15 protein-coding genes are annotated in these 18,534 nt (G+C 72.8%); 5 read left to right on the forward strand and 10 right to left on the reverse strand.

The annotated features are described in order from the left end of the window. The first annotated feature begins 104 nt into the window (after window positions 1-104). On the forward strand, window positions 105-2,051 hold the full coding sequence (locus ACFYE3_RS18510) for a BCCT family transporter (protein WP_387611776.1): 1,947 nt from the start codon (window positions 105-107) through the stop codon (window positions 2,049-2,051). A gap of 135 nt (window positions 2,052-2,186) precedes the next feature. After that, window positions 2,187-3,032: an IclR family transcriptional regulator gene (locus ACFYE3_RS18515; RefSeq protein WP_387611779.1), complete on the forward strand. Its 846-nt coding sequence runs from the start codon at window positions 2,187-2,189 to the stop codon at window positions 3,030-3,032. Window positions 3,033-3,390: 358 nt separating this feature from the next. Here ACFYE3_RS18515 and ACFYE3_RS18520 read toward each other — a convergent pair whose 3' ends face one another. Next, window positions 3,391-3,960, reverse strand: a complete 570-nt coding sequence (locus tag ACFYE3_RS18520; RefSeq protein ID WP_387611782.1) for a hypothetical protein — start codon at window positions 3,958-3,960, stop codon at window positions 3,391-3,393. A gap of 524 nt (window positions 3,961-4,484) precedes the next feature. On the opposite strand from ACFYE3_RS18520, the gene ACFYE3_RS18525 reads away from it, so the two are divergent. Further along, a complete protein-coding gene (locus ACFYE3_RS18525; RefSeq protein ID WP_387611785.1) occupies window positions 4,485-5,159 on the forward strand; it encodes an SDR family NAD(P)-dependent oxidoreductase in 675 nt (224 codons plus the stop codon). A gap of 43 nt (window positions 5,160-5,202) precedes the next feature. Here the strand turns inward: ACFYE3_RS18525 and ACFYE3_RS18530 are convergent, their stop codons facing one another. From ACFYE3_RS18530 to ACFYE3_RS18545, 4 genes are all read right to left on the reverse strand, one after another. Beyond that, entirely contained in the window at window positions 5,203-6,318 is a 1,116-nt protein-coding gene (locus ACFYE3_RS18530; RefSeq protein WP_387611788.1) for an NAD(P)-dependent alcohol dehydrogenase, read from the reverse strand. Window positions 6,319-6,422: 104 nt separating this feature from the next. After that, window positions 6,423-8,057 carry an ATP-binding cassette domain-containing protein gene (locus ACFYE3_RS18535; protein WP_387611791.1) on the reverse strand — a complete coding sequence of 545 codons (1,635 nt, stop codon included), beginning with the start codon at window positions 8,055-8,057 and terminating at the stop codon, window positions 6,423-6,425. 438 nt (window positions 8,058-8,495) lie between these two features. Further along, window positions 8,496-9,794, reverse strand: coding sequence for an MFS transporter (locus tag ACFYE3_RS18540; protein WP_387611794.1), 1,299 nt, complete (start codon window positions 9,792-9,794; stop codon window positions 8,496-8,498). 10 nt (window positions 9,795-9,804) lie between these two features. Continuing rightward, a complete protein-coding gene (locus ACFYE3_RS18545) occupies window positions 9,805-10,821 on the reverse strand; it encodes a helix-turn-helix transcriptional regulator (protein WP_387611796.1) in 1,017 nt (338 codons plus the stop codon). A gap of 62 nt (window positions 10,822-10,883) precedes the next feature. On the opposite strand from ACFYE3_RS18545, the gene ACFYE3_RS18550 reads away from it, so the two are divergent. Further along, window positions 10,884-11,933 carry an ABC transporter ATP-binding protein gene (locus tag ACFYE3_RS18550; RefSeq protein ID WP_387611799.1) on the forward strand — a complete coding sequence of 350 codons (1,050 nt, stop codon included), beginning with the start codon at window positions 10,884-10,886 and terminating at the stop codon, window positions 11,931-11,933. Further along, window positions 11,930-12,754: an ABC transporter permease gene (locus ACFYE3_RS18555; RefSeq protein ID WP_387611803.1), complete on the forward strand. Its 825-nt coding sequence runs from the start codon at window positions 11,930-11,932 to the stop codon at window positions 12,752-12,754. Before ACFYE3_RS18550 ends, ACFYE3_RS18555 begins: the two co-directional genes overlap by 4 nt. A 44-nt stretch (window positions 12,755-12,798) precedes the next feature. Here ACFYE3_RS18555 and ACFYE3_RS18560 read toward each other — a convergent pair whose 3' ends face one another. The 5 genes from ACFYE3_RS18560 to ACFYE3_RS18580 form a co-directional block, all read right to left on the reverse strand. Further along, window positions 12,799-13,815, reverse strand: coding sequence for a magnesium and cobalt transport protein CorA (locus ACFYE3_RS18560; RefSeq protein WP_387611806.1), 1,017 nt, complete (start codon window positions 13,813-13,815; stop codon window positions 12,799-12,801). A gap of 186 nt (window positions 13,816-14,001) precedes the next feature. Continuing rightward, a complete protein-coding gene (locus tag ACFYE3_RS18565) occupies window positions 14,002-15,024 on the reverse strand; it encodes a sugar ABC transporter permease (protein ID WP_387611809.1) in 1,023 nt (340 codons plus the stop codon). Between the two features lies 1 nt (window position 15,025). Beyond that, complete coding sequence (locus ACFYE3_RS18570; protein ID WP_387611812.1) at window positions 15,026-16,657, reverse strand: ABC transporter permease subunit; 1,632 nt, start codon at window positions 16,655-16,657, stop codon at window positions 15,026-15,028. After that, window positions 16,654-17,886 (reverse strand): sugar ABC transporter substrate-binding protein, encoded by a 1,233-nt coding sequence (locus ACFYE3_RS18575; RefSeq protein WP_387611815.1) that lies wholly within the window; start codon window positions 17,884-17,886, stop codon window positions 16,654-16,656. Before ACFYE3_RS18575 ends, ACFYE3_RS18570 begins: the two co-directional genes overlap by 4 nt. 57 nt (window positions 17,887-17,943) lie before the next feature. After that, window positions 17,944-18,534: ABC transporter ATP-binding protein (locus ACFYE3_RS18580; RefSeq protein ID WP_387611817.1), on the reverse strand; the 591-nt coding region annotated here is incomplete at its 5' end.

Consider the following 18,534-nt stretch of genomic DNA (forward strand, 5'->3'; position numbering starts at 1 on the left):
GTGCCCTCCGAACACCACATCGGCGCCTTCCACGACTGGATCACCGACAAAGTCGGCGACGTCGTCCCCACGCCAGCCGGCCTCAAGAGCCAGGAGAAGGTCCAATGAGCAACGACGGCTCCCACATCGACCCGGCGCACGCCGAGGAGTCCACGCCGCAGCCCGCGACGCCGCCCGTGGACGACACGACCCTGCTGCACGAGGCGGAGGCACAGGAGGCCGCGATCCTCGACGAGCTGAAGGTCGGTGTCGCCGAGCGGCGCAAGTCCTTCCGTGCCGGCCTGGAAGGTCTGGACCGGACCATCTTCGTGGTCACCGGAGCTCTCGTGGTCGCGTTCGTGCTCTGGGGGTTCCTCAACACGGAGAGCCTGTCCACCGCCTCGACCGTCGCGCTGGGCTGGGTGCTGGAGAGGACCGGGTGGCTCTTCGTGCTCCTGGCCTCCCTGTTCGTGGTCTTCGTCCTCTGGCTGGCCGTCGGCCGGTTCGGCAACATCCCGCTGGGCCAGGACGGCGAACGCCCGGAGTTCCGGACCGTGTCGTGGATATCGATGATGTTCGCCTGCGGCATGGGCATCGGCCTGATGTTCTACGGCGTCGCCGAGCCGCTCTACCACTACATCTCCCCGCCGCCGGCCACGGCCGACGCGCAGACGGCCGAGGCCATCGAGGCGGCAATGGCCACGTCCCTGTTCCACTGGACGCTGCACCCGTGGGCGATGTACGCGGTGGTCGGCATCGCCATCGCCTACGGCACCTTCCGCCTGGGCCGCAAGAACCTGCTCTCCGAGGCGTTCGTCTCGATCTTCGGGCGCAAGGCCGTGGACGGCGTGGGCGGGAAGATCATCAACATGCTCGCCATCTTCGCGACCGTGTTCGGGACCGCTGCGTCGCTCGGCCTGGGCGCCCTGCAGATCGGCAGCGGCCTGCAGTTCAACGGCGTCGTCGCCGAGGTGACCACCCCGATGCTGGTGGCGGTCATCGCAGTGCTGACGTTCTGCTTCGTGGCCTCGGCGATGTCGGGCATCGAGCGCGGCATCCAGTTCCTCTCGAACACCAACATGGTGCTGGCCCTCCTCATGGCGGTCATCATCTTCGCGGTGGGCCCCACTGTCTTCATCCTCAACCTCATTCCCTCCTCGGTGGGCTCCTACGCGCAGATGCTGCCGGAGATGTCCGCCCGCACGGAGGCCGTGGGCGACGAAGGGATGCGCGAGTGGCTCTCGGGGTGGACCATCTTCTACTGGGCCTGGTGGGTCTCCTGGACTCCCTTCGTGGGCATGTTCGTCGCCCGGATCAGCCGGGGCCGGACCATCCGCCAGTTCGTGGTGGGAGTGCTCGTGGTGCCCTCGCTGGTGTCCCTGATGTGGTTCGCCGTCTTCGGTGGCACGGCCATCGACATCCAGCGCCGGGCCGACGCCACGCCGGACCCGGACGACGGCATCGCCACGGTCGTGGACGGGGCCCCGACCATCTCCTTCGACAGCGCGATCTACGACATGTTCACCGGCCTGGACCTGCCGCAGGCCGTCACCGTCGCTCTCGCCGTGCTGGCCATGGTGCTGACCGGGATCTTCTTCGTCACGGGTGCCGACTCGGCGTCCATCGTGACCGGCTCGCTCAGCTCCCGCGGCAGCCTGGAGCCCTCCCGCCCCGTCATCGTCTTCTGGGGCGTGCTCATGGGCAGCGTCGCCGCGGTGATGCTCCTGGCCGGCGGCGACGACCCCGCGGCCGCCCTGGGCGGCCTGCAACGGATGACGATCGTCTCCGCTCTGCCGTTCATCCTGGTGATGCTCCTGCTGTGCTTCGCGCTGGCCCGGGACCTGCGCCAGGACCCGATGTGGCTGCGCAAGCGCCTGTCCGACTCCGTGATGAACCGCGCGGTGCGCAACGCCGTCGACGAGTACGGGCACCAGAAGTTCACCCTGGTCACCCGGGAGAGCACGGATCCGAACACCGACCAGTTCCGGGCCGTGGACGCCACGGCCGCCGGTCAGCCCATCTACGCCCAGGAGAACGGTCAGGTCCGGAAGAAGGGGGCCAACCGCTCGTGACCCCGTGTGTGCTGGGCGGGGCACCCCCGCCCAGCACACACGTTTCCGGGCACCCGGCCCACCGGGACCGGCTGTCCTCCGGTGGAGCAGATCGAGTGGAAGGGCACCACAGTGACGAATGTCTACCATGGGGACATGTCCCCACAAGCCCCCAGACCTCTGCTCACTGCCGACGCCACAACGGAGCTGCCCAGCTCGGACGGAGTGACCCCGGGCGGTGTCCAGTCCGTCGACCGGGCGATCACGGTGCTCGAAGTCCTCGCCCGGACCGGCGGTTCGACGGTGACCGAGGTGGCCGTGGAGCTCGGAGTGCACAAGTCCACCGCGTCGCGGCTGCTCGGCGCGCTGGAGCTCCGCGGCCTGGTGCACCATCCGAGCGATGGGAGCAGATATCAGCTCGGTTTCGGCATCCTGCGGCTGGCGCACGCGATCCCCGGCCGGCTGAGCGTGGTGGCCGAGGCGCGCGACGAGGTCCGCGGCCTGGCGCGGGCCCACTCCGAGACGGTCAACCTGGCGGTCCTCCGGGAGGGCCATGCTGTCAACGTGGACCAGGAGATGGGGCCCAGCTCGGTCTCGACCCACGACTGGATCGGCAGCCTGACCCCCCTGCACGCCACCGCCAGCGGGAAGGTGCTGCTGGCGGGACTTCCGTCCGACGAAAGAGCCCAGATCCTCCGCGCCCAGGGCATGCCGGCGCTCACGGCCCGCACGATCACGTCGAAGAAGCAGCTGGAACGCCAGTTGATCGAGGTGGCCTCCCGGGGCTACGCCACCGTGTGCGAGGAGTTCGAGATCGGGCTGAACTCCGTGGCCGCACCCGTGCGCGACCATCTCGGCACGATCATCGCCTCGATCAGCGTCTCGGGACCGGCCTTCCGGTTCACGGAGCAACACATGGCCGACCTCGTCGAGGACCTCAAAGAAGCCTGCCTGCGGGTCAGCCGGCGCATGGGGTATGCCCCCCTGGACGACTCCGCGTAGGAGGTTCCGTGCCACGTCGCGCCCGGCGCGACGTGGCACGGAACGCGGATCGGCAAGCCGCCGGTCAGCAGCGATCGACTGAGCCGGCAGAACGCCCCCCCGACCTGCCGAACGCCCCTCTGTCCCGCGCCGCCGGGGAGACCGGCCCGGCCCGGCCCCGGGGACCCGGTCAGCATCCGACACCTCTCCGGCACCACGGGCTGCCCGACGTCATGCCCCTGAGTCACCGCGCGGTCCTCGGCAACGGGGGCTCTTCGGCATGCCGGACCGCCGGGGCCGACCCGCCGCCGGCCGACCCGCTCCTCGCCCACCCCGGGAACTCACCGGTTTCCCCGGGGTGGGGTGGACTCTCGGTCGCTCAGGCGCGGAAGGAGGCGATCATCGCCTCGACCTGCCGGTGCTGCTCCGACCCGGCGTACTCCCGGGCGGCCTCGAGCGTGGGGAAGTCGTGGACCGAGCTGAAGATCACCGTCCGGTAGGTGATCCCGTTGGGCGCGACCACCCCGGTCTCGACCAGCCCCAGGCCGTACATGACGTGCGGCAGCATCGCGGTGGGTGGGGGGGAGTCCGCGTCGGTCAGCGAGGTCACGAGTCGCACCGCGTCCGGCCAGCCGTACGCGTTGCGCAGTTCGGGTGCGGCTGTCAGGTCCATGGCCACGGAGCGCACCACGAACTCCCCGCTGTTGGACAGGGGCACGCTCCCCGGGACGTCCCCGAGGTGGGCCACCGGCGGCATCGAGCAGTTGGGGCCGCACTCGGCGCCCCAGGCGATGAGGACCGACAGGTGGCCGACGGGAGCACCGTCCGGCCCGAGCACCGTCACCGTGCCGCCGACGTCCGAGAACTCCCCGTCCACGCTCCACGTCGCGGGCAGCTCGAAGGCGAAGGCCGCGTCGGCGGCCGCGCCCGAGTAGGTCACGAGCTCCACGGGAGCGGGGGACGGACTCGCGGTGGGGCTCGCTGTGGGAGTGCCCGCGGAGCCCTCGGTGGGGCCGGCGGTCGGACTCGTGCTCGGGTCGGTGGTCGGGCTCCCGGGAGTCGGCGAGGGGGACCCCGTGCCCGGTCCCGGCTCCAACGGAGACTCCGCCACCGTGCCGGTCGGTGACGCGGCGGGGCTCGTGCCCTCGCCGGATGGGTCCTCGCCGGTCGGGGCGCCGCAGGCGGCCAGGAGGAGCAGGGCAGCGGCGGCCGCGCCCAGCGCCCGGGTCGATCGTGACGTGGTCGGTGACATGTGGACGGCCCCCTGATCGCGGAGCACCACTGCCGCGGACGTCCGCCCGGCCCGGCCCCGAGGACTGCAATCTACGCCGACCGGTTCGCGATCAGCAACGGTGGGGGGCGGACATCCGACGATCGTTGTGGAACTGCAGATCGCTGGGCGCTGTCGGAGAGGCTGGGTACGCTCGGAGCACGGCTCCGCTCCGGGGCCGCACCGGGGACAGGAGTGGGGTCATGGACCTGAACGGCGCGAGGATCCTCGTGGTGGGGGCGACCGGCGTCCTGGGGCGGCGGCTGTGCGAACGGCTGAGCGAGCGCACCACCGACATCGTGGTGACCGGCCGCTCCGCCTCCAGCGCCGAGGAGCTGCGGCGCGGGCTCGGCCTGCGCGCGGCCCACGCCCTGGACCTCGTGGACCACGACGAGGCCGCGGCGGTCGTGGAGCGGGCGGCCGTGGAGCTCGGCGGGTTCGACGCCGTGGTGATCGCCACCGGGGTCGCCGCGTTCGGCCCGGCGGCCGACGAGGACGAGGCCGTCGTGGAGGAGCTGTTCGAGGTCAACGCCCTCGGGCCCATGGCCGTCATCCGGGCAGCCCTGCCCCACGTCGCGGACGGCGGCGCGGTCGCGGTCCTCACCGGCGTGGTCGCGGAGCTGCCGCTGGCCGGGATGGCCGGCTACGCCGCCAGCAAGGCGGCCATGGCCTCGTGGCTGGGGTCGTTGCGGCGGGAGCTTCGCCGTCGTCGGATCGCGGTGATGGACGCGCGGCTGCCGCACATGGACACCGGGCTCGTGGACCGGGCGCTGACCGGCCTGCCGCCCCGGCTGCCGCCCGGGCACAACGTGGACGACGTCATCGCGGCGGTGGAGCGCGGTCTCGAGCGCGGGGTCCACGAGCTCCGGATCGACTGACCGCTGGGGCCGCGCCCCCGGGCTCGGGTTCGCGGCGGGGCACTCACCCGGGCATGCGGATGACGGGCTTGACCACGTCGCCGGACTTGCTGTCGGCGAGGGCCTGCTCGATCTCGTCGAGCTCGTAGAAGCGCACCAGTTCGTCGAAGGGGAACCGCCCCTGCCGGTGGAGGTCGATCAGGGCGGGAATGAACTTTCCGCTGCGGCTGCCGCCGCCCAGCACCCCGACGATCCGCTTGCCCCACAGTGCGTGCATGTGGTCGAGACTGAAGCGCGCCTGGGCGGGCGCGCCGCCGATGAGCACGAGCGTGCCCAGCATGCCCACACAGTCCGCGGCCTGCTCCACCACGGGGACCACCCCGGTGCACTCGAAGGCGTAGTCGGCGGAGCCGCCCGTGATCCGGGCGACCTCCGCGACCATGTCCGTGTCCCGGGAGTTGATGGCGTGGGTGGCCCCGTAGCGGCCGGCCAGCTCGAGCCGGGAGTCGTGCAGGTCCACGGCAATGACCGTGGTGGCGGCGGTGCAGCGGGCGGCCATGATCGCGGCCAGCCCCACGGCGCCCACGCCGAAGACCACCAGGGACGAGCCCGGCTCCGGGCGGGCCTCGTTGAGCACTGCCCCGGCGCCCGTGCCCAGCCCGCAGGCGAGGGGGCCGAGCAGCTCGAGCGGCACGTCGTCGGGCGCCTTCACGAGGGCGTCGGCGAGGACGAGCGAGTGGGTCGCGAACGAGGACTGGCCGAAGAAGTGACCCGAGACCTCCGAGCCGTCCGCCCGGGTGTAGGCCGAGGTCCCGGTCTTCTCGCCTCGGAAGCGGCGGCCCGAGACGAGGGCCTCCCCGGTCCGGAGGCAGTACCGGGGCTGCCCGTCCAGGCAGTTGCGGCACGCGCCGCACGAGGGCCAGCCGATGACGACCCGGTCGCCGGGCGCGACGGCGGTGACGCCCTCGCCGACCCGTTCCACGATGCCCGCGCCCTCGTGGCCCAGGATCCCGGGCAGCGGCAGCGGCATGTCGCCCTCGCGGGTGATGGCGTCGGTGTGGCAGACCCCGGTCGCGACGATGCGCACCAAGGCCTCCCCGCGGGCCGGTTCGGCGAGCTCCACGTCCTCCAGCTCGAACGGGGCGCCGATCCCCTCGACGACGGCGGCACGGATCCTCATGGTGTCCTCCTCGGCACTCCCCCTGCGGTGACGCGGCTCACGCGCCCTCTGCCCCGCAGTCTAGGGGCGGTTCCTCGCCCTGTCCTCCGGCCGGTGCCGGGCCGTCACAGCCTCAGCCGCGGCCAGTCCTTCGTGTCCCGCAGGAGCTGCCGGTCGTGGGTGGTCAGCACCACGGCCGCGGCCGTCGCGGCGAGGGCCTCGGTGAGCTCGTCCACGAGCGTGATGGAGAGGTGGTTGGTCGGCTCGTCCAGCAGCAGGGCGTGCGGCCGGGACGCCAGCACCACGGCGAGCTCGAGGCGCCGCCGCTGACCGGCGGACAGCTCCGCCACGGGGCGCCCACGGTCCCGCGCCGTCAGCAGGCCCAGTGCCTCCAGCGGAGACACCTCGTGCTCGGCCAGCCGGTCCGCGAGGACGAGCCGGACGAGCTCCTGCTCGTACACCTCCTGGGCGGAGCGCGCACCGTGCCGGACCCCCTCCTGCAGCAGGTGGCCGATCCGCACCCCGGGCGCAGACGTCCGGCGTCCCGTGGTGGGGGCCAGCGTGCCGGCGAGCACCTGCAGCAGGGTGGACTTGCCCGCCCCGTTGGGGCCTCCGACCACCAGCCGATCCCCGGACTCCAGCACCACGTCGACGGGCCGGAGCAGCCGGCCCGCCACCGTGATGCCCCCGGCGCGCACCAGCTCGACGCCGGGCAGCGTCGGCAGCTCGGGCACCGACAGCACCAGCGGGGGCTCGGGGACGTCCACGCGATGCCGCTCGAGGTCCTCCTGCCGGCGGTGCACCGACCGGACGAGCCCCGGTGCGCGGGTGGCGCGGGTGTGCTTGCCGGTGCCCTTGTCCGGGCGCCATCCGCCGACCAGGCGGGAGCGTGCGCGGTCGAGGTCGCCGGCCAGCCGGGCGTGCTCGGCCTGCTGCTCCCGGTGGTCGTGGATCCACCGCGAGCGCTCGGCGGTGCGGCCGGCGCGCCAGCCCGCCACCCCGCCGCCGTACCACCGCGGGCGGCCGTCCCGGCTGGGGTCCAGGTCCAGGACGGTGTCGATCACCTGGCCCAGCAGCCGCCGGTCGTGGCTGACCAGGACCACGCCGCCGCGGAACTCGCGCAGCGCCGCGCCCAGGTGGGCCAGCCCCGCGGCGTCGAGGTGGTTGGTGGGCTCGTCCAGCAGGAGGAGGTCGTGGACGGTGCCGAGCAGACAGGCCAGGCGCACCCGATAGCGCTGGCCCACCGAGAGGGTCCCGAGGACCCGGGAGCGGTCGGTCACGGCGTGCAGGGCCTGCAGGGCCAGCTCCACCCGCCGGTCGGCATCCCAGGCGTCGAGGGCCTGGGCGACCGTCAGCGCCTGCGCGTACTCCTCCGCGGCGGACGGCTCGTGCGCGGCGAGGGCGCGGGCGGCGGCCTCGACCTGTGCCACCGCGGTGTGCTCGGCGGTGAGCTCGAGGTCCAGGAGATCCCCCACGGTGCCCTCGGGCGGCACGGGCAGCTCCTGGTCCACCACGGCGAGCGTGCCGGTGCGGAGGACGGTGCCGGCGTCCGGGAGGAGAGCTCCCGAGAGCACCTCCAGCAGCGAGGTCTTGCCGCGGCCGTTCTCCCCCACCACGCCGAGGCGGGTGGTGGGGGTGATCGTGAGGTCGAGCCCGTCCAGGACGGTGCGGGACCCGCGGACCAGGCGGATCCCGGTGGCGGTCAGCTGGGCGTGCTCGCCCTCGGGCACGGCGGGGTGGTGGACGGGAACGGTGGACATGCTTCCTCCGGAGGTGCGGAGCGGCGCGCGGCGGGACGGCCGGGGCTCCTGATGAGGGGACGGGTGGGCAGGACGACGGACCGCCGCGGCGGACGTGCCGAGCGGCGGAATCCGGAACCCGTCAGAGGAAGAAGTGGTGGAACATGGTCGCTCCAGGATAGCCCGGGCCCGCCCGTCCCGGGACGCCTCGCCCCGATCCGCCCACCCCGCCGAACCCCCGGCCCCTACCGCCCAACCCCCACATCATGACCGCCCACCCCGCCGAGCCCCCATGACAGCGCCGGATCCCCCCGATCAGTCGTGGGGATTCGGCACAGGAGTGGGGACTCGGCGGTCGCGACGCACCGGGCATGGGGACTCGACGCTCGCGACGCCCCGGGCATGGGGGCTCGACGTCCGAGGGAGGGGGAGGAGAGAGGAGAGGGAGGAGGGCCAGGGTCAGGGGGCCCGGCCCTCCCGCAGGACACCGGCCATCAGGGCCGCGACGAGCGCGAAGACGGGGACCACGAGCAGCGCCGCACGCAGCCCCACGGCGTCGGAGAGCACCCCGACGGCCGGGGACAGGCCCAGGAAGCTGATCCGCATCAGCCAGCTGACCAGGGCCAGGCCCGTCCCGGCCCGCAGCCCGGGGATGTCGTCGGCGGCGTGGAAGGCCGCGGGCACGAGCGTGGCGCAGCCGAAGCCGGCCAGCGCGAAGCCCGCGACGGCCACGACCGGCGCCGGGGCGAGGACCACGAGCAGCATCCCGGCCGCGCTCAGGGCGGCGCCGGCGCGGACCACCGCGGCACGACCCCAGCGGTCGGTCATGGGGTCGCCGAGCATCCGGCCCACGAACTGCGCCGCCATGAGCGCCACGAGCCCGAGCCCCGCGGTGGCCAGCGGAGCGCCGAGCTCGGTGTTGAGGTACACCGCCGACCAGTTCTGCCCGGCGTCCTCCACCATGACCCCGGCCATCGCGATCACGGCCACGGGGAGGAGGCTGACGACGACGATGCGCCCCGTCGCCCGGTGCCCCGTCCCGGCGCGCCCGGAGCCGGGGTCCGTCGGGGAGCCGGTGGCACCGGGCCCCGTCGTCGTCGTGCCGTCCGGCGGGGGGTCGTCCGGACGGACCGTGCGCAGTTCCTGGCCCTCCGCCGGGCTCAGCGCGGAGCGCAGCGCCACGAGGGCGACCGCGCTCCAGACGAGCCCGCTCGCCGGCAGGTGCCACCCCAGGGGCACGCCGAGGGCGAGCGCCGCGGCGCCCATGAGCCCGCCGGCCACGGCACCCAGGCTCCACAGGGCGTGCAGGGAGTTGATGATGGAGCGGCCGCGGGCGCGCTGGACCTCCATCCCCTGGGCGTTCTGGGCGGTGTCCACGTGGGCGTCCAGAGCACCGCCGAAGAACATCGCCGCGAGGAACACCCCCACGCCCAGCCCCGTGCCGGCGCCCAGGCCCGCCCCGGCTCCGGCGGCCGCGAGGCACACGGAGAGCAGGACGGTGCCCAGCGCCGCCACCCGGCCGGAGCCGAAGCGGCGGATCGCCCGGGCGGGGAGGGCGCCCACGAGGATCGCCCCGAGCGGGAACGCCACGACCACCAGGCCGTAGAGGGTGTTGGAGAGCCCGAACGCGTCCTTGACCTCCGGCAGGCGCGGCAGCAGGTTGGCGTAGAGGGCCCCGTTGGTCAGGAAGAACGCGGACACCGCGATCCGGGCGCGCCGGACCCGGGCGGGATCGAGGGCGGTGGTGTGGACAGTCACGCCCACGACTCTAAGGGCTGGTTCCCCCCGCCTCCCCACCCGGTCGCCCGGCGACGGGAGGAGGCCGGCCGTCCAGGGCGCCGCCGAGCCGGTCCCGGAAGCCGCGCAGGGCCTCGGCGACCTCGTCCGAGCAGAGCACCCGCCACGGCACGTCCTCCGGGATCCACGGCAGCGCCATCAGCAGCTCGGGGACCGAGCCGCCCGTGACGGTCCAGTCGACGGTGTCCCCGGGGCCTTGCACGGCCGTGGCCGCCCACGGCCCGAACTTTTCGCGGACCCGATCCAGGCTCACGGTCATCCGCACCGTCAGCTCGTGGCGCGCGGCGGCCGCACCGTGCGCCGCGAGGACGAACTCGGCGGCGTCCGCGGCAGGCAGCTCCCGCGGCGCGACGCGCACGGCGGTGCCCACCAGCTTCCGCAGGCGGTCGATGCGGAAGGTGCGCCAGTCGGCGCGGTCGGCGTCCCAGGCCACGAGGTACCACCACCGGTCCCGCGGGACCAGGGAGTGCGGCTCGACCAGACGGGCGCTGTCCCGGCCCCGCCGGTCGACGTAGTGGAAGCGCACGCGCTCGTGGTCGCGGCAGGCCAGCGCGAGCTGGGCGAGGACCTCGGTGGCCACGTGCACGTCCGTGCGGGCCACCGGGACGGTGTGCGCCTGCAGCGCGGCGACCCGGCGGCGCAGGTGCCGCGGCAGCACCTGCTGGACCTTGGCCAGGGCGCTCAGCGAGGTCTGCTCGCCGTCGCCGACGCCGTGGACCGCGGCGGTGCGCAGCCCTACGGCGATGGCCACGGCCTCGTCGTCGTCGAGCAGCAGGGGCGGGATGCTGGTGCCGCCCGCGAGCTGGTACCCGCCCGCCGTTCCGGGGCGGGCGGACACCTCGTAGCCGAGCTCGCGCAGCCGGTCGATGTCCCGGCGCAGCGTCCGCCCGGACACCGTCAGCCGCTCGGCGAGCTCGGGCCCGGACCAGTAGCGGTGGGTCTGCAGCAGGGACAGCAGCCGGAGCACCCGCGACGTCGGATCGGACATGTCCCGCAATCTACGCCCCCCTGCGGACAGCCAGTGGCCTGAATGCGCTCTACCGTGGACCCATGAGCACCCCACCCATCATCAGCGCCCGCGGGCTGAGCAAGAGCTTCCGCGGGCCCGGTGGCCGGACCGTCGAAGCGGTGCGCGACCTGACCATGGACGTGGCGCCGGGCACGCTGACCGCGTTCCTCGGGCCCAACGGCGCGGGCAAGTCGACCTCGCTGCGCATGCTCACCACGCTGCTGCGGCCCACGGGCGGCACCGCCACCGTGTGCGGGTTCGACGTCGCCCGGCAGCCGGCCGAGGTGCGCGCCCGCATCGGCTACATCGGGCAGAAGAACGGGGCCGGGCAGTACCAGCGGGTCCGCGACGAGCTCCTCAGCCAGGGCGCCCTGTACGGGCTGAGCCGGGCGGAGACCCGGCGCCGCGTGGACGAGCTCGTGGAGGCCCTCGGCCTCGGCGACCTCGTCCGCCGGCCCACGATGAAGCTCTCCGGCGGTCAGCGCCGCCGCGTGGACATCGCCCTGGGACTGATCCCCGGCCCCCGGCTGCTCTTCCTCGACGAGCCCACGACCGGGCTGGATCCGCAGTCCCGCGCGCACCTGTGGGAGCACATCCTCGAGCTGCGCCGGCGCTACGGGACCACTCTGTTCCTCACCACCCACTACCTCGACGAGGCCGACCAGTTCGCCGAGCGGGTCATGGTCGTGGACCGCGGACGGATCATCGCCGACGACACCGCGTCCCGGCTGAAGACGGACCTGGCCGGCGACCGGATCACCCTCACCCTCGACGCCGGACCGGCCGCCGCCGTGGCGGCCGTCCGGCGCGCGGCCGGTGCCGCGGGGACCGGCGGCGCCGAACCGGAGGCGGTCCCGGCCGGAGAAGGCACGCGCGTGGTCGTCGCGGTCGAGCACGGCGAGCGCGTGCTGCCCGCTCTGCTGCGCGAGCTCGACCGGGACGGCCACACCGTGCGGACCGCCGAGCTCGCCCGCCCGACCCTCGACGACGTCTTCCTCCGGCTCACCGGCCGGAGCCTGCGCGAGGAGCGGGCGAACGCGTCCGGGACCGACCCGGCCCCCGAGACCACCAGCGTGGGAGCACCCCGATGACCACCGTTCCGACCACCCGCGAGTCGCCCGGCGGCACCACCGGCGACGGCACCGGACGGGCCCGCCCGGCCGGGATCCTGCACGACTCCGTCAGCGTCTTCGTCCGCGAGCTCCGGCCCGTGGTCCGCGACCCCTTCAGCCTGGTGTTCTCGCTCATGCAGCCGCTGATGTTCCTCGCCTTCTACGGCCCGCTCCTCGGCGGGATGACCGGGCTGCCGCTCGACCAGGCGTTCCAGTGGTTCGTGCCGGGCATCGTGGTGATGATCGCGCTGTTCGGCACCGCGATGACCGGCTCGAACCTGCTGTTCGAGATCCAGTCCGGGGCGCACGAGCGGATGCTGGTGGCGCCGGTGACCCGCTCGGCGCTCATGGTGGGGCGCGCGTGCAAGGAGATGGTGCCGCTGGTCCTGCAGGCGCTGGTGCTCTCCGGGGTGGCCGCGTTCTTCGGCTTCCGCCCGTCCCTGCCCGGCATGGTGGTGGGCCTGGCGATCCTCGCGGTCTTCGGGGTGGGGCTGGGGGCGCTGAGCTACGCCCTGGCCATCGTCTCCCGGAACCGGGACTGGATGTTCTGGACCGTGCAGCAGGGGCTGCTGTTCCCGCTCATGCTGCTGTCCGGGATGCTCCTGCCGCTCGAGGCCGGTCCGCGCTGGATGCAGGTGCTCTCGCGGTTCAACCCGCTCACCTACATGGTCGACGCCGAGCGGGCCCTGTTCAACGGCCAGTTCGGCGACCCAGCCGTGGCGGCCGGCGCCGTCGCGGCGGTCGTGCTGGCCGCCCTGGGCCTGGCCGTGGGGATCCGGGCGATGCGCAACAGCATCTGAGCGGACCCCCCGGCGACGTCGACGGGGAGGGCGCCCAGGGCCGCTCAGAGCCACCGCTTCCACTTGAACACCCCGTAGAGGGCCACCCCCATGCCCAGCATGGCCAGCAGCGCGAGCGGGTAGCCCAGTGACCACGCGAGTTCGGGCATGTGCTCGAAGTTCATCCCGTACACCGTGCCCACCAGGGTCGGGGCGAAGAGGATCGCGGCCCAGGAGGAGATCCGCTTGACCTCCTCGCTCTGCGCCAGGGCCGACTCGGTGAGCCGCTGCATCTCGTCGTTCTGCCGCTGCCCCACCAGGGTCGCGTGCACCGTGAGGGCGTTCTGCAGGAGCACCCGGAACGCGTCCGCGCGCTCGCCCACCCGGATGGCGTGGTCCTGGACGTCCCGCAGCCGCTGCTGCAGCTCGACACCGAGCCCGTACTTCTCCGCCCCGGACTGCAGAGCCTCCAGCATGGCCACGAGCGGGTGGACGGCGCGCTGGAACTCGATGACCTCCCGGGAGAGCTCGTAGACGCGGCGGGAGACGTCCCGGTCCGCGCCGAAGATCTCGTTCTCGATCTCGTCGATGTCGTTCTCGAGCCCCGCGACCACGGGGGCGTAGCCGTCGACCACCTCGTCGAGGATCCCGTACAGGACCGCCTGCGGGCCGGCGCCCAGCAGCTCCGGCGAGTCCTCCAGCCGGCGCCGGACCGCGGCCAGGTCGGGGGACTCGGCGTGGCGGACCGTCACCACGAAGTCGCGGCCCACGAACACGTGCAGCTCCCCGAACTCGACCTTCTCCACGTCGTCCAGGTAGCGGGCCGGGCGCAGCACCACGAAGAGGGTGTCCCCGAAGCGCTCCAGCTTGGCGCGCTGATGGCCCTTCAGGGCGTCCTCCACCGCGAGGTCGTGCAGCCGGAACTCCGCGGCCACGGACTGCACCTCGGCCCGCTCGGGGCGGTAGAGACCGATCCAGGCCATCCCGCCGCGCCCGCGCAGCGTCGCGTAGGTCTCGTCGAGGTCCTCCGGGGTCGACGCGCGCCGGCCCTCCACGTACACCACGTTGTCCACCAGCGTCACCGTGCACCGCCTCCCGTTCTGCCCGTCGCTCGTCCCGCCCCATCATGACAGGACCCGCCCTCCGGGCCGGACCCGCCCCTTCGCCGCGCTCGCCCACCCGCGAACCCAACGGTCCGGCCCGGGACCGCGGCACAGGGGCGGCGGTCCCGGGCCGGACCGGTGAGTTCGGCGCAGGGGGCCGGGCGGTCAGCCCTTCACGGCGCCCCCGGTGAGTCCGGAGACGATGAAGCGCTGGAGGAACAGGAACATCGCGACGACCGGGATGGCCGCCAGGATCGCCCCGGCGGTGAACACGCCCCAGTTCTCGCCGAACTGCACGGCGACGAACTGGTAGAGCCCCACGGCGAGCGTGTACTGGCCCGGGTCCTGGAGCACGATCTGGGCCAGCAGGAAGTCCGAGAAGGACGTGATGAAGGACAGCATCCCGACCACCACGAGGATCGGCGTGACCAGCGGCAGGATCATCGTCCAGTAGATCTGGGCGTGCGAGGCGCCGTCGATGCTCGCGGCCTCGTCGAGGTCCTTGGGGATGGTGTTGAAGAAGCCGTACATCAGGAACGTGTTGGCCCCCAGCGCCCCGCCCAAGTAGACGGCCACCAGGCCGAGCCGGGAGTTCAGCCCCATGAACGGGTAGACCTCGGAGATCGCGAAGAGCAGCAGGAAGATCGCCACGAAGGCCAGCAGCTGCGGGAACATCTGGATTACGAGCAGGGCCAGCAGACCGCCCCTGCGGGACCGGAAGCGGAACCGCGAGAAGGCGTAGGCGGCCGCCGCGCCCATGAGCACGGTGCCCACGGCCGTGGTGACGGAGACGAACACGGAGTTCCCGAACCAGGTGAGGTACGGGTTCTGCGGGTCGGTCAGCAGGTTCGTGTAGTTGGCGCCCGTCACGTCCGAGAACAGCTGATTGGACCCCAGGAGGGACCCGGAGGCCGAGAGGGACGCCGAGAGGGCGTAGACCAGCGGGAAGAGGGCGAAGACGCACGCCGCGAGCGCGGCGAGGTGCTTCCATCCGCCGCGGGCGGAGCGACGGCGCCTGTGGGGCCGGGGAGCCCCGGGCGCGGCGTCCAGGGGCCGCAGCGTGTCCGCCGGCTGGAGGGTGTTCGAGGTGCCGGCGGACGGCGCGGCCGCGGCGGCGGCCCAGGGGGCGCGGTCCGTGCCGTCGGGGCCGGGGCGGTCGCCCGGAGTGGGTGTGGTGGGAGTGGACATGTCAGCTGATCTCCTCGAGAGCCTTGCTGCGGCGGAACGTCAGCGCGGAGATGACGGCCACCATGATGAAGATGAGGATGGACAGGGCGGAGGCCAGACCGTAGTCGTTGTTCCCGCCGGCGAACGCGATCTTGTAGACGAACGAGATGAGGATGTCCGTGGCACCGACGCCGGTCGTGGACTCCAGGTCCTGGGGGCCGCCGCCGGTCAGCAGGTAGATCACGTTGAAGTTGTTGAAGTTCATCGCGAAGGACGCGATGAGCATCGGTCCCACCGCGACCAGCAGCATCGGCAGGGTGATCGCCCGGAACTGGCGCACCGGCCCCGCGCCGTCCATCTCCGCGGACTCGTAGAGCTCTCCCGGGATGGACTGGAGGGCGCCGGTGGTCACGAGGAACATGTACGGGAAGCCGAGCCAGAGGTTCACCAGCACCACGGAGAGCTTGGCCATCCAGGCGTTGTCGAGCCAGGGGACCGCGGTGCCGCCCAGCAGGACCTCGTTGACGAAGCCGAAGTCCGTGTTGAGCAGACCCGCCCAGATGAGGATGGACAGGAAGCCCGGGAATGCGTACGGCAGGAAGATGATGGCGCGGTAGACGTTCCGAAACCTCAGCTTCTCGTCGTTGAACAGGATCGCCAGCAGCAGCCCCAGGAAGAAGGTCAGCACCACCGAGAGGATCGCGAAGGCGAAGGTCCACAGGGTCACGGAGACGAACGGGCCCCCGAGGACCTCCGGGTCGAAGATCGCCCCGAAGTTGTCCAGGCCCACGAAGACCCGCCAGCCGGGTCGCAGGGCCTCGCCGTCGGGACCCACGAACGCGCCCTCGCCGTTGTTCGCGTACACGGTGCCGTCGTCGGCGACCATGGCGTCGGCCGCCTCGTCGTGGACGAGCGTGGGCTCGTAGGCGTAGGCGGTGCGGCCGTCGTCGGTGCGCAGCACGCCCTCGGCCTCCTGCTCGCCCACGGGCACCCGCAGGTCCGCCAGCTCGCCGGCGGACGCCACGACGCCCCCGTAGTCGAGGACCTCGTAGCCGGGCGCCTCGGCCACCCGGCCGTCGGCGGCGGTCGCGCCGTCCAGCGGGGCCAGCGGCTCGTCCGCCGTCCCCACGAGCACCTGACCGTCGCGCACCGTGGCCAGCGCCAGTCCGTCGTCTCCCTCGAGCACCGTGACGGGGTACGCGTCGGTGCCCTCGATCCGCTGCTCGTAGGTGGTGGTGAGCTGGGTGATGGCCGCGTCCTTGGACGCGTTGTGGCCGTCGCCGTAGTTCGTGAACGCCGTGGCGGCCGTGTAGATCAGCACGAAGATCTGGAAGACGAGGAGGAAGATCAGGCCGGGGAAGAGGTACTTGGCGGGCAGCATCCTCCGGGTGGGCAGGAAGTAGACGAGGTCGGCCACGACGAGGGCGGCCACGAGGAACACCAGGATGCCCCAGCTGCCCGCCGCCCAGGACGCCAGGATGCCGTAGAGGCCGAAGGCGTTGATGAGGGCCATCAGGATCAGCTTGACCACGAAGCCCAGGCCGAATCCCCGGGAGTGCGACCGGCGGAGGTCGAGGGGCTCGCCGGGTCCGTTGCCGCCTGGCGTCTGCACGGGGGCGGCGGTCCCACCCGGTGCGGTGGTGCTCGTGCTCATGAGATCTGTCCTTCGATGTTGTCGATCATGCGGTCCCACAGCTCCACGGGGTCCCCGCGGCCGTCCACGACGGCGTTCTCCGTGGTGCCCCAGAAGCTCCACACCGCGCCCATCTCGGGGATGGCCGGCATGGGAAGGCCCGCCTCGGCGATCTGCGCGTAGGTGGAGCGCAGCGGGTCGCCCTCCATCCGGTCCACCGCCACCGTGCTGGCGGGCGGCCGGCCTGTGCTCTCGTACAGGGCGGACTGGGTCTCGGGGCGGGTCAGGTAGTTGGCGGCGAAGTCCTGGGCCGCCATCGGGTTCTGCGCGTTGGCGTTGACGAAGAACGCCTGGACGCCCACGAACGGGCGGGCCTCCTCGTTCCCGGCCGGCGGCACGGGCAGGACGCTCACGTCCATGCCGGCGGCCTCGATGTCCTCCAACTCCCACGGCCCGCCCAGGTGGAAGGCGGACTGGCCGTTGAGGAAGGACTCCTTGGCGATGTCCGGGGTCATGGACGTGCGCAGGTCACCGGTGGCTCCGAGCTCCCGCAGGTAGCGGGCGAACCGGTGCCCCTCCTCGCCGCCCATGGTGAGGTCGCTCGTGTACTCGCCCTCTTCGGTGCGCTCGAAGACCTCTGCTCCGAACGAGGTCTGCAGGGCGTACAAGTGGTACGGGTCGCCGGTCTCCGGGGACTGGCTGACCGTGAACGGGTACTCGATGTCGCGTTCATCCATGATCCGGCGCCCCTCGGCCCGCAGCTCGTCGAAGGTCGCCGGGTCCTCGGTGGTGAGCTCGTTGTTGCGCAGCAGGGCCACGTTCTCGATCGCGAATGGCACGCCGTAGCTCACGCCGTTGTAGATCACGGCCTCCCGGGCGTTGTCGGTGAAGTCCTCCGCCCGCTCCCCCATCTCCACGGGGGCGACGACGCCGTTGGCGGCGAGCTGGCCGAGGTTGTCGTGCGGCGAGACGAGGATGTCCGGGGCCTGCCCCGTGGGGGACTGCGAGATGAAGTTGGAGAGCGTCTGCGCGTTGACCTCGCGCTGGACGAACTCCACCTCCACCCCGGTGTCGGCGGTGAAGTCCTCGGCGACCTCCTGCAGCACCGGGATCTCGCCGGTGCCGGCCTGGATCTTGATGCTGCCCGGCCCGCCGGCCAGGCCGGCGACCCCGGCCGTGGGCGCCGACGAGCACCCCGTGAGCAGGAGCACGGCACCGACGGCGCAGGCCGCCCGGTGGATGTGTTTCATGGTGTCATTCCTCAGTGTTGTCCGTGGTCACGCGGAAAGTGCGGCCGGCCGGGCGGGTCAGTCGGGGAGGCGGTTGCCGGTGGCGGCGTCGAAGAGGTGGACGTGCTCGAGGTTCGGGGCCACCCAGATCGTGGCCCCGGCCCGGGGCGGGGTGCGGCCCTCGACCCGGACGATGAACTCGTGGGCCTGCGGGTCGTCCTCGCCGCCGGTGGTGCTGTCCACCGGCACCACGGTGTTCGCCGCGGTGACCGGGGCGAGGCGGCCGTAGACGAACGCGTCCGCGCCGAGCTCCTCGACCACGTCGGCCTCGATCGGCAGCCCCTCCCCCTCTGCGGCCAGGTGCAGGTCCTCGGGGCGGATCCCGACGGTCACCCGGTGCCCGGTCAGGGCGGAACGCTGGGCGGGGCTCAGCGGGATCCGCACCGTGCCCAGCTGCACCGCCTCCCCCGAGACGGGGGCGCGGAAGAGGTTCATCGCCGGGGACCCGATGAACCCGGCCACGAACTCCGTGGCCGGCCGGTCGTAGAGCGCCCTCGGGGTGTCGACCTGCATGAGGTGCCCGTCCTTGAGCACCGCCACCCGGTCGCCCATGGTCATCGCCTCGACCTGGTCGTGGGTCACGTACACGGTGGTGACCCCCAGCCGGCG

Source organism: Kocuria arenosa, from assembly GCF_042879215.1.
In the GTDB taxonomy this organism is placed as follows: domain Bacteria; phylum Actinomycetota; class Actinomycetes; order Actinomycetales; family Micrococcaceae; genus Kocuria; species Kocuria arenosa.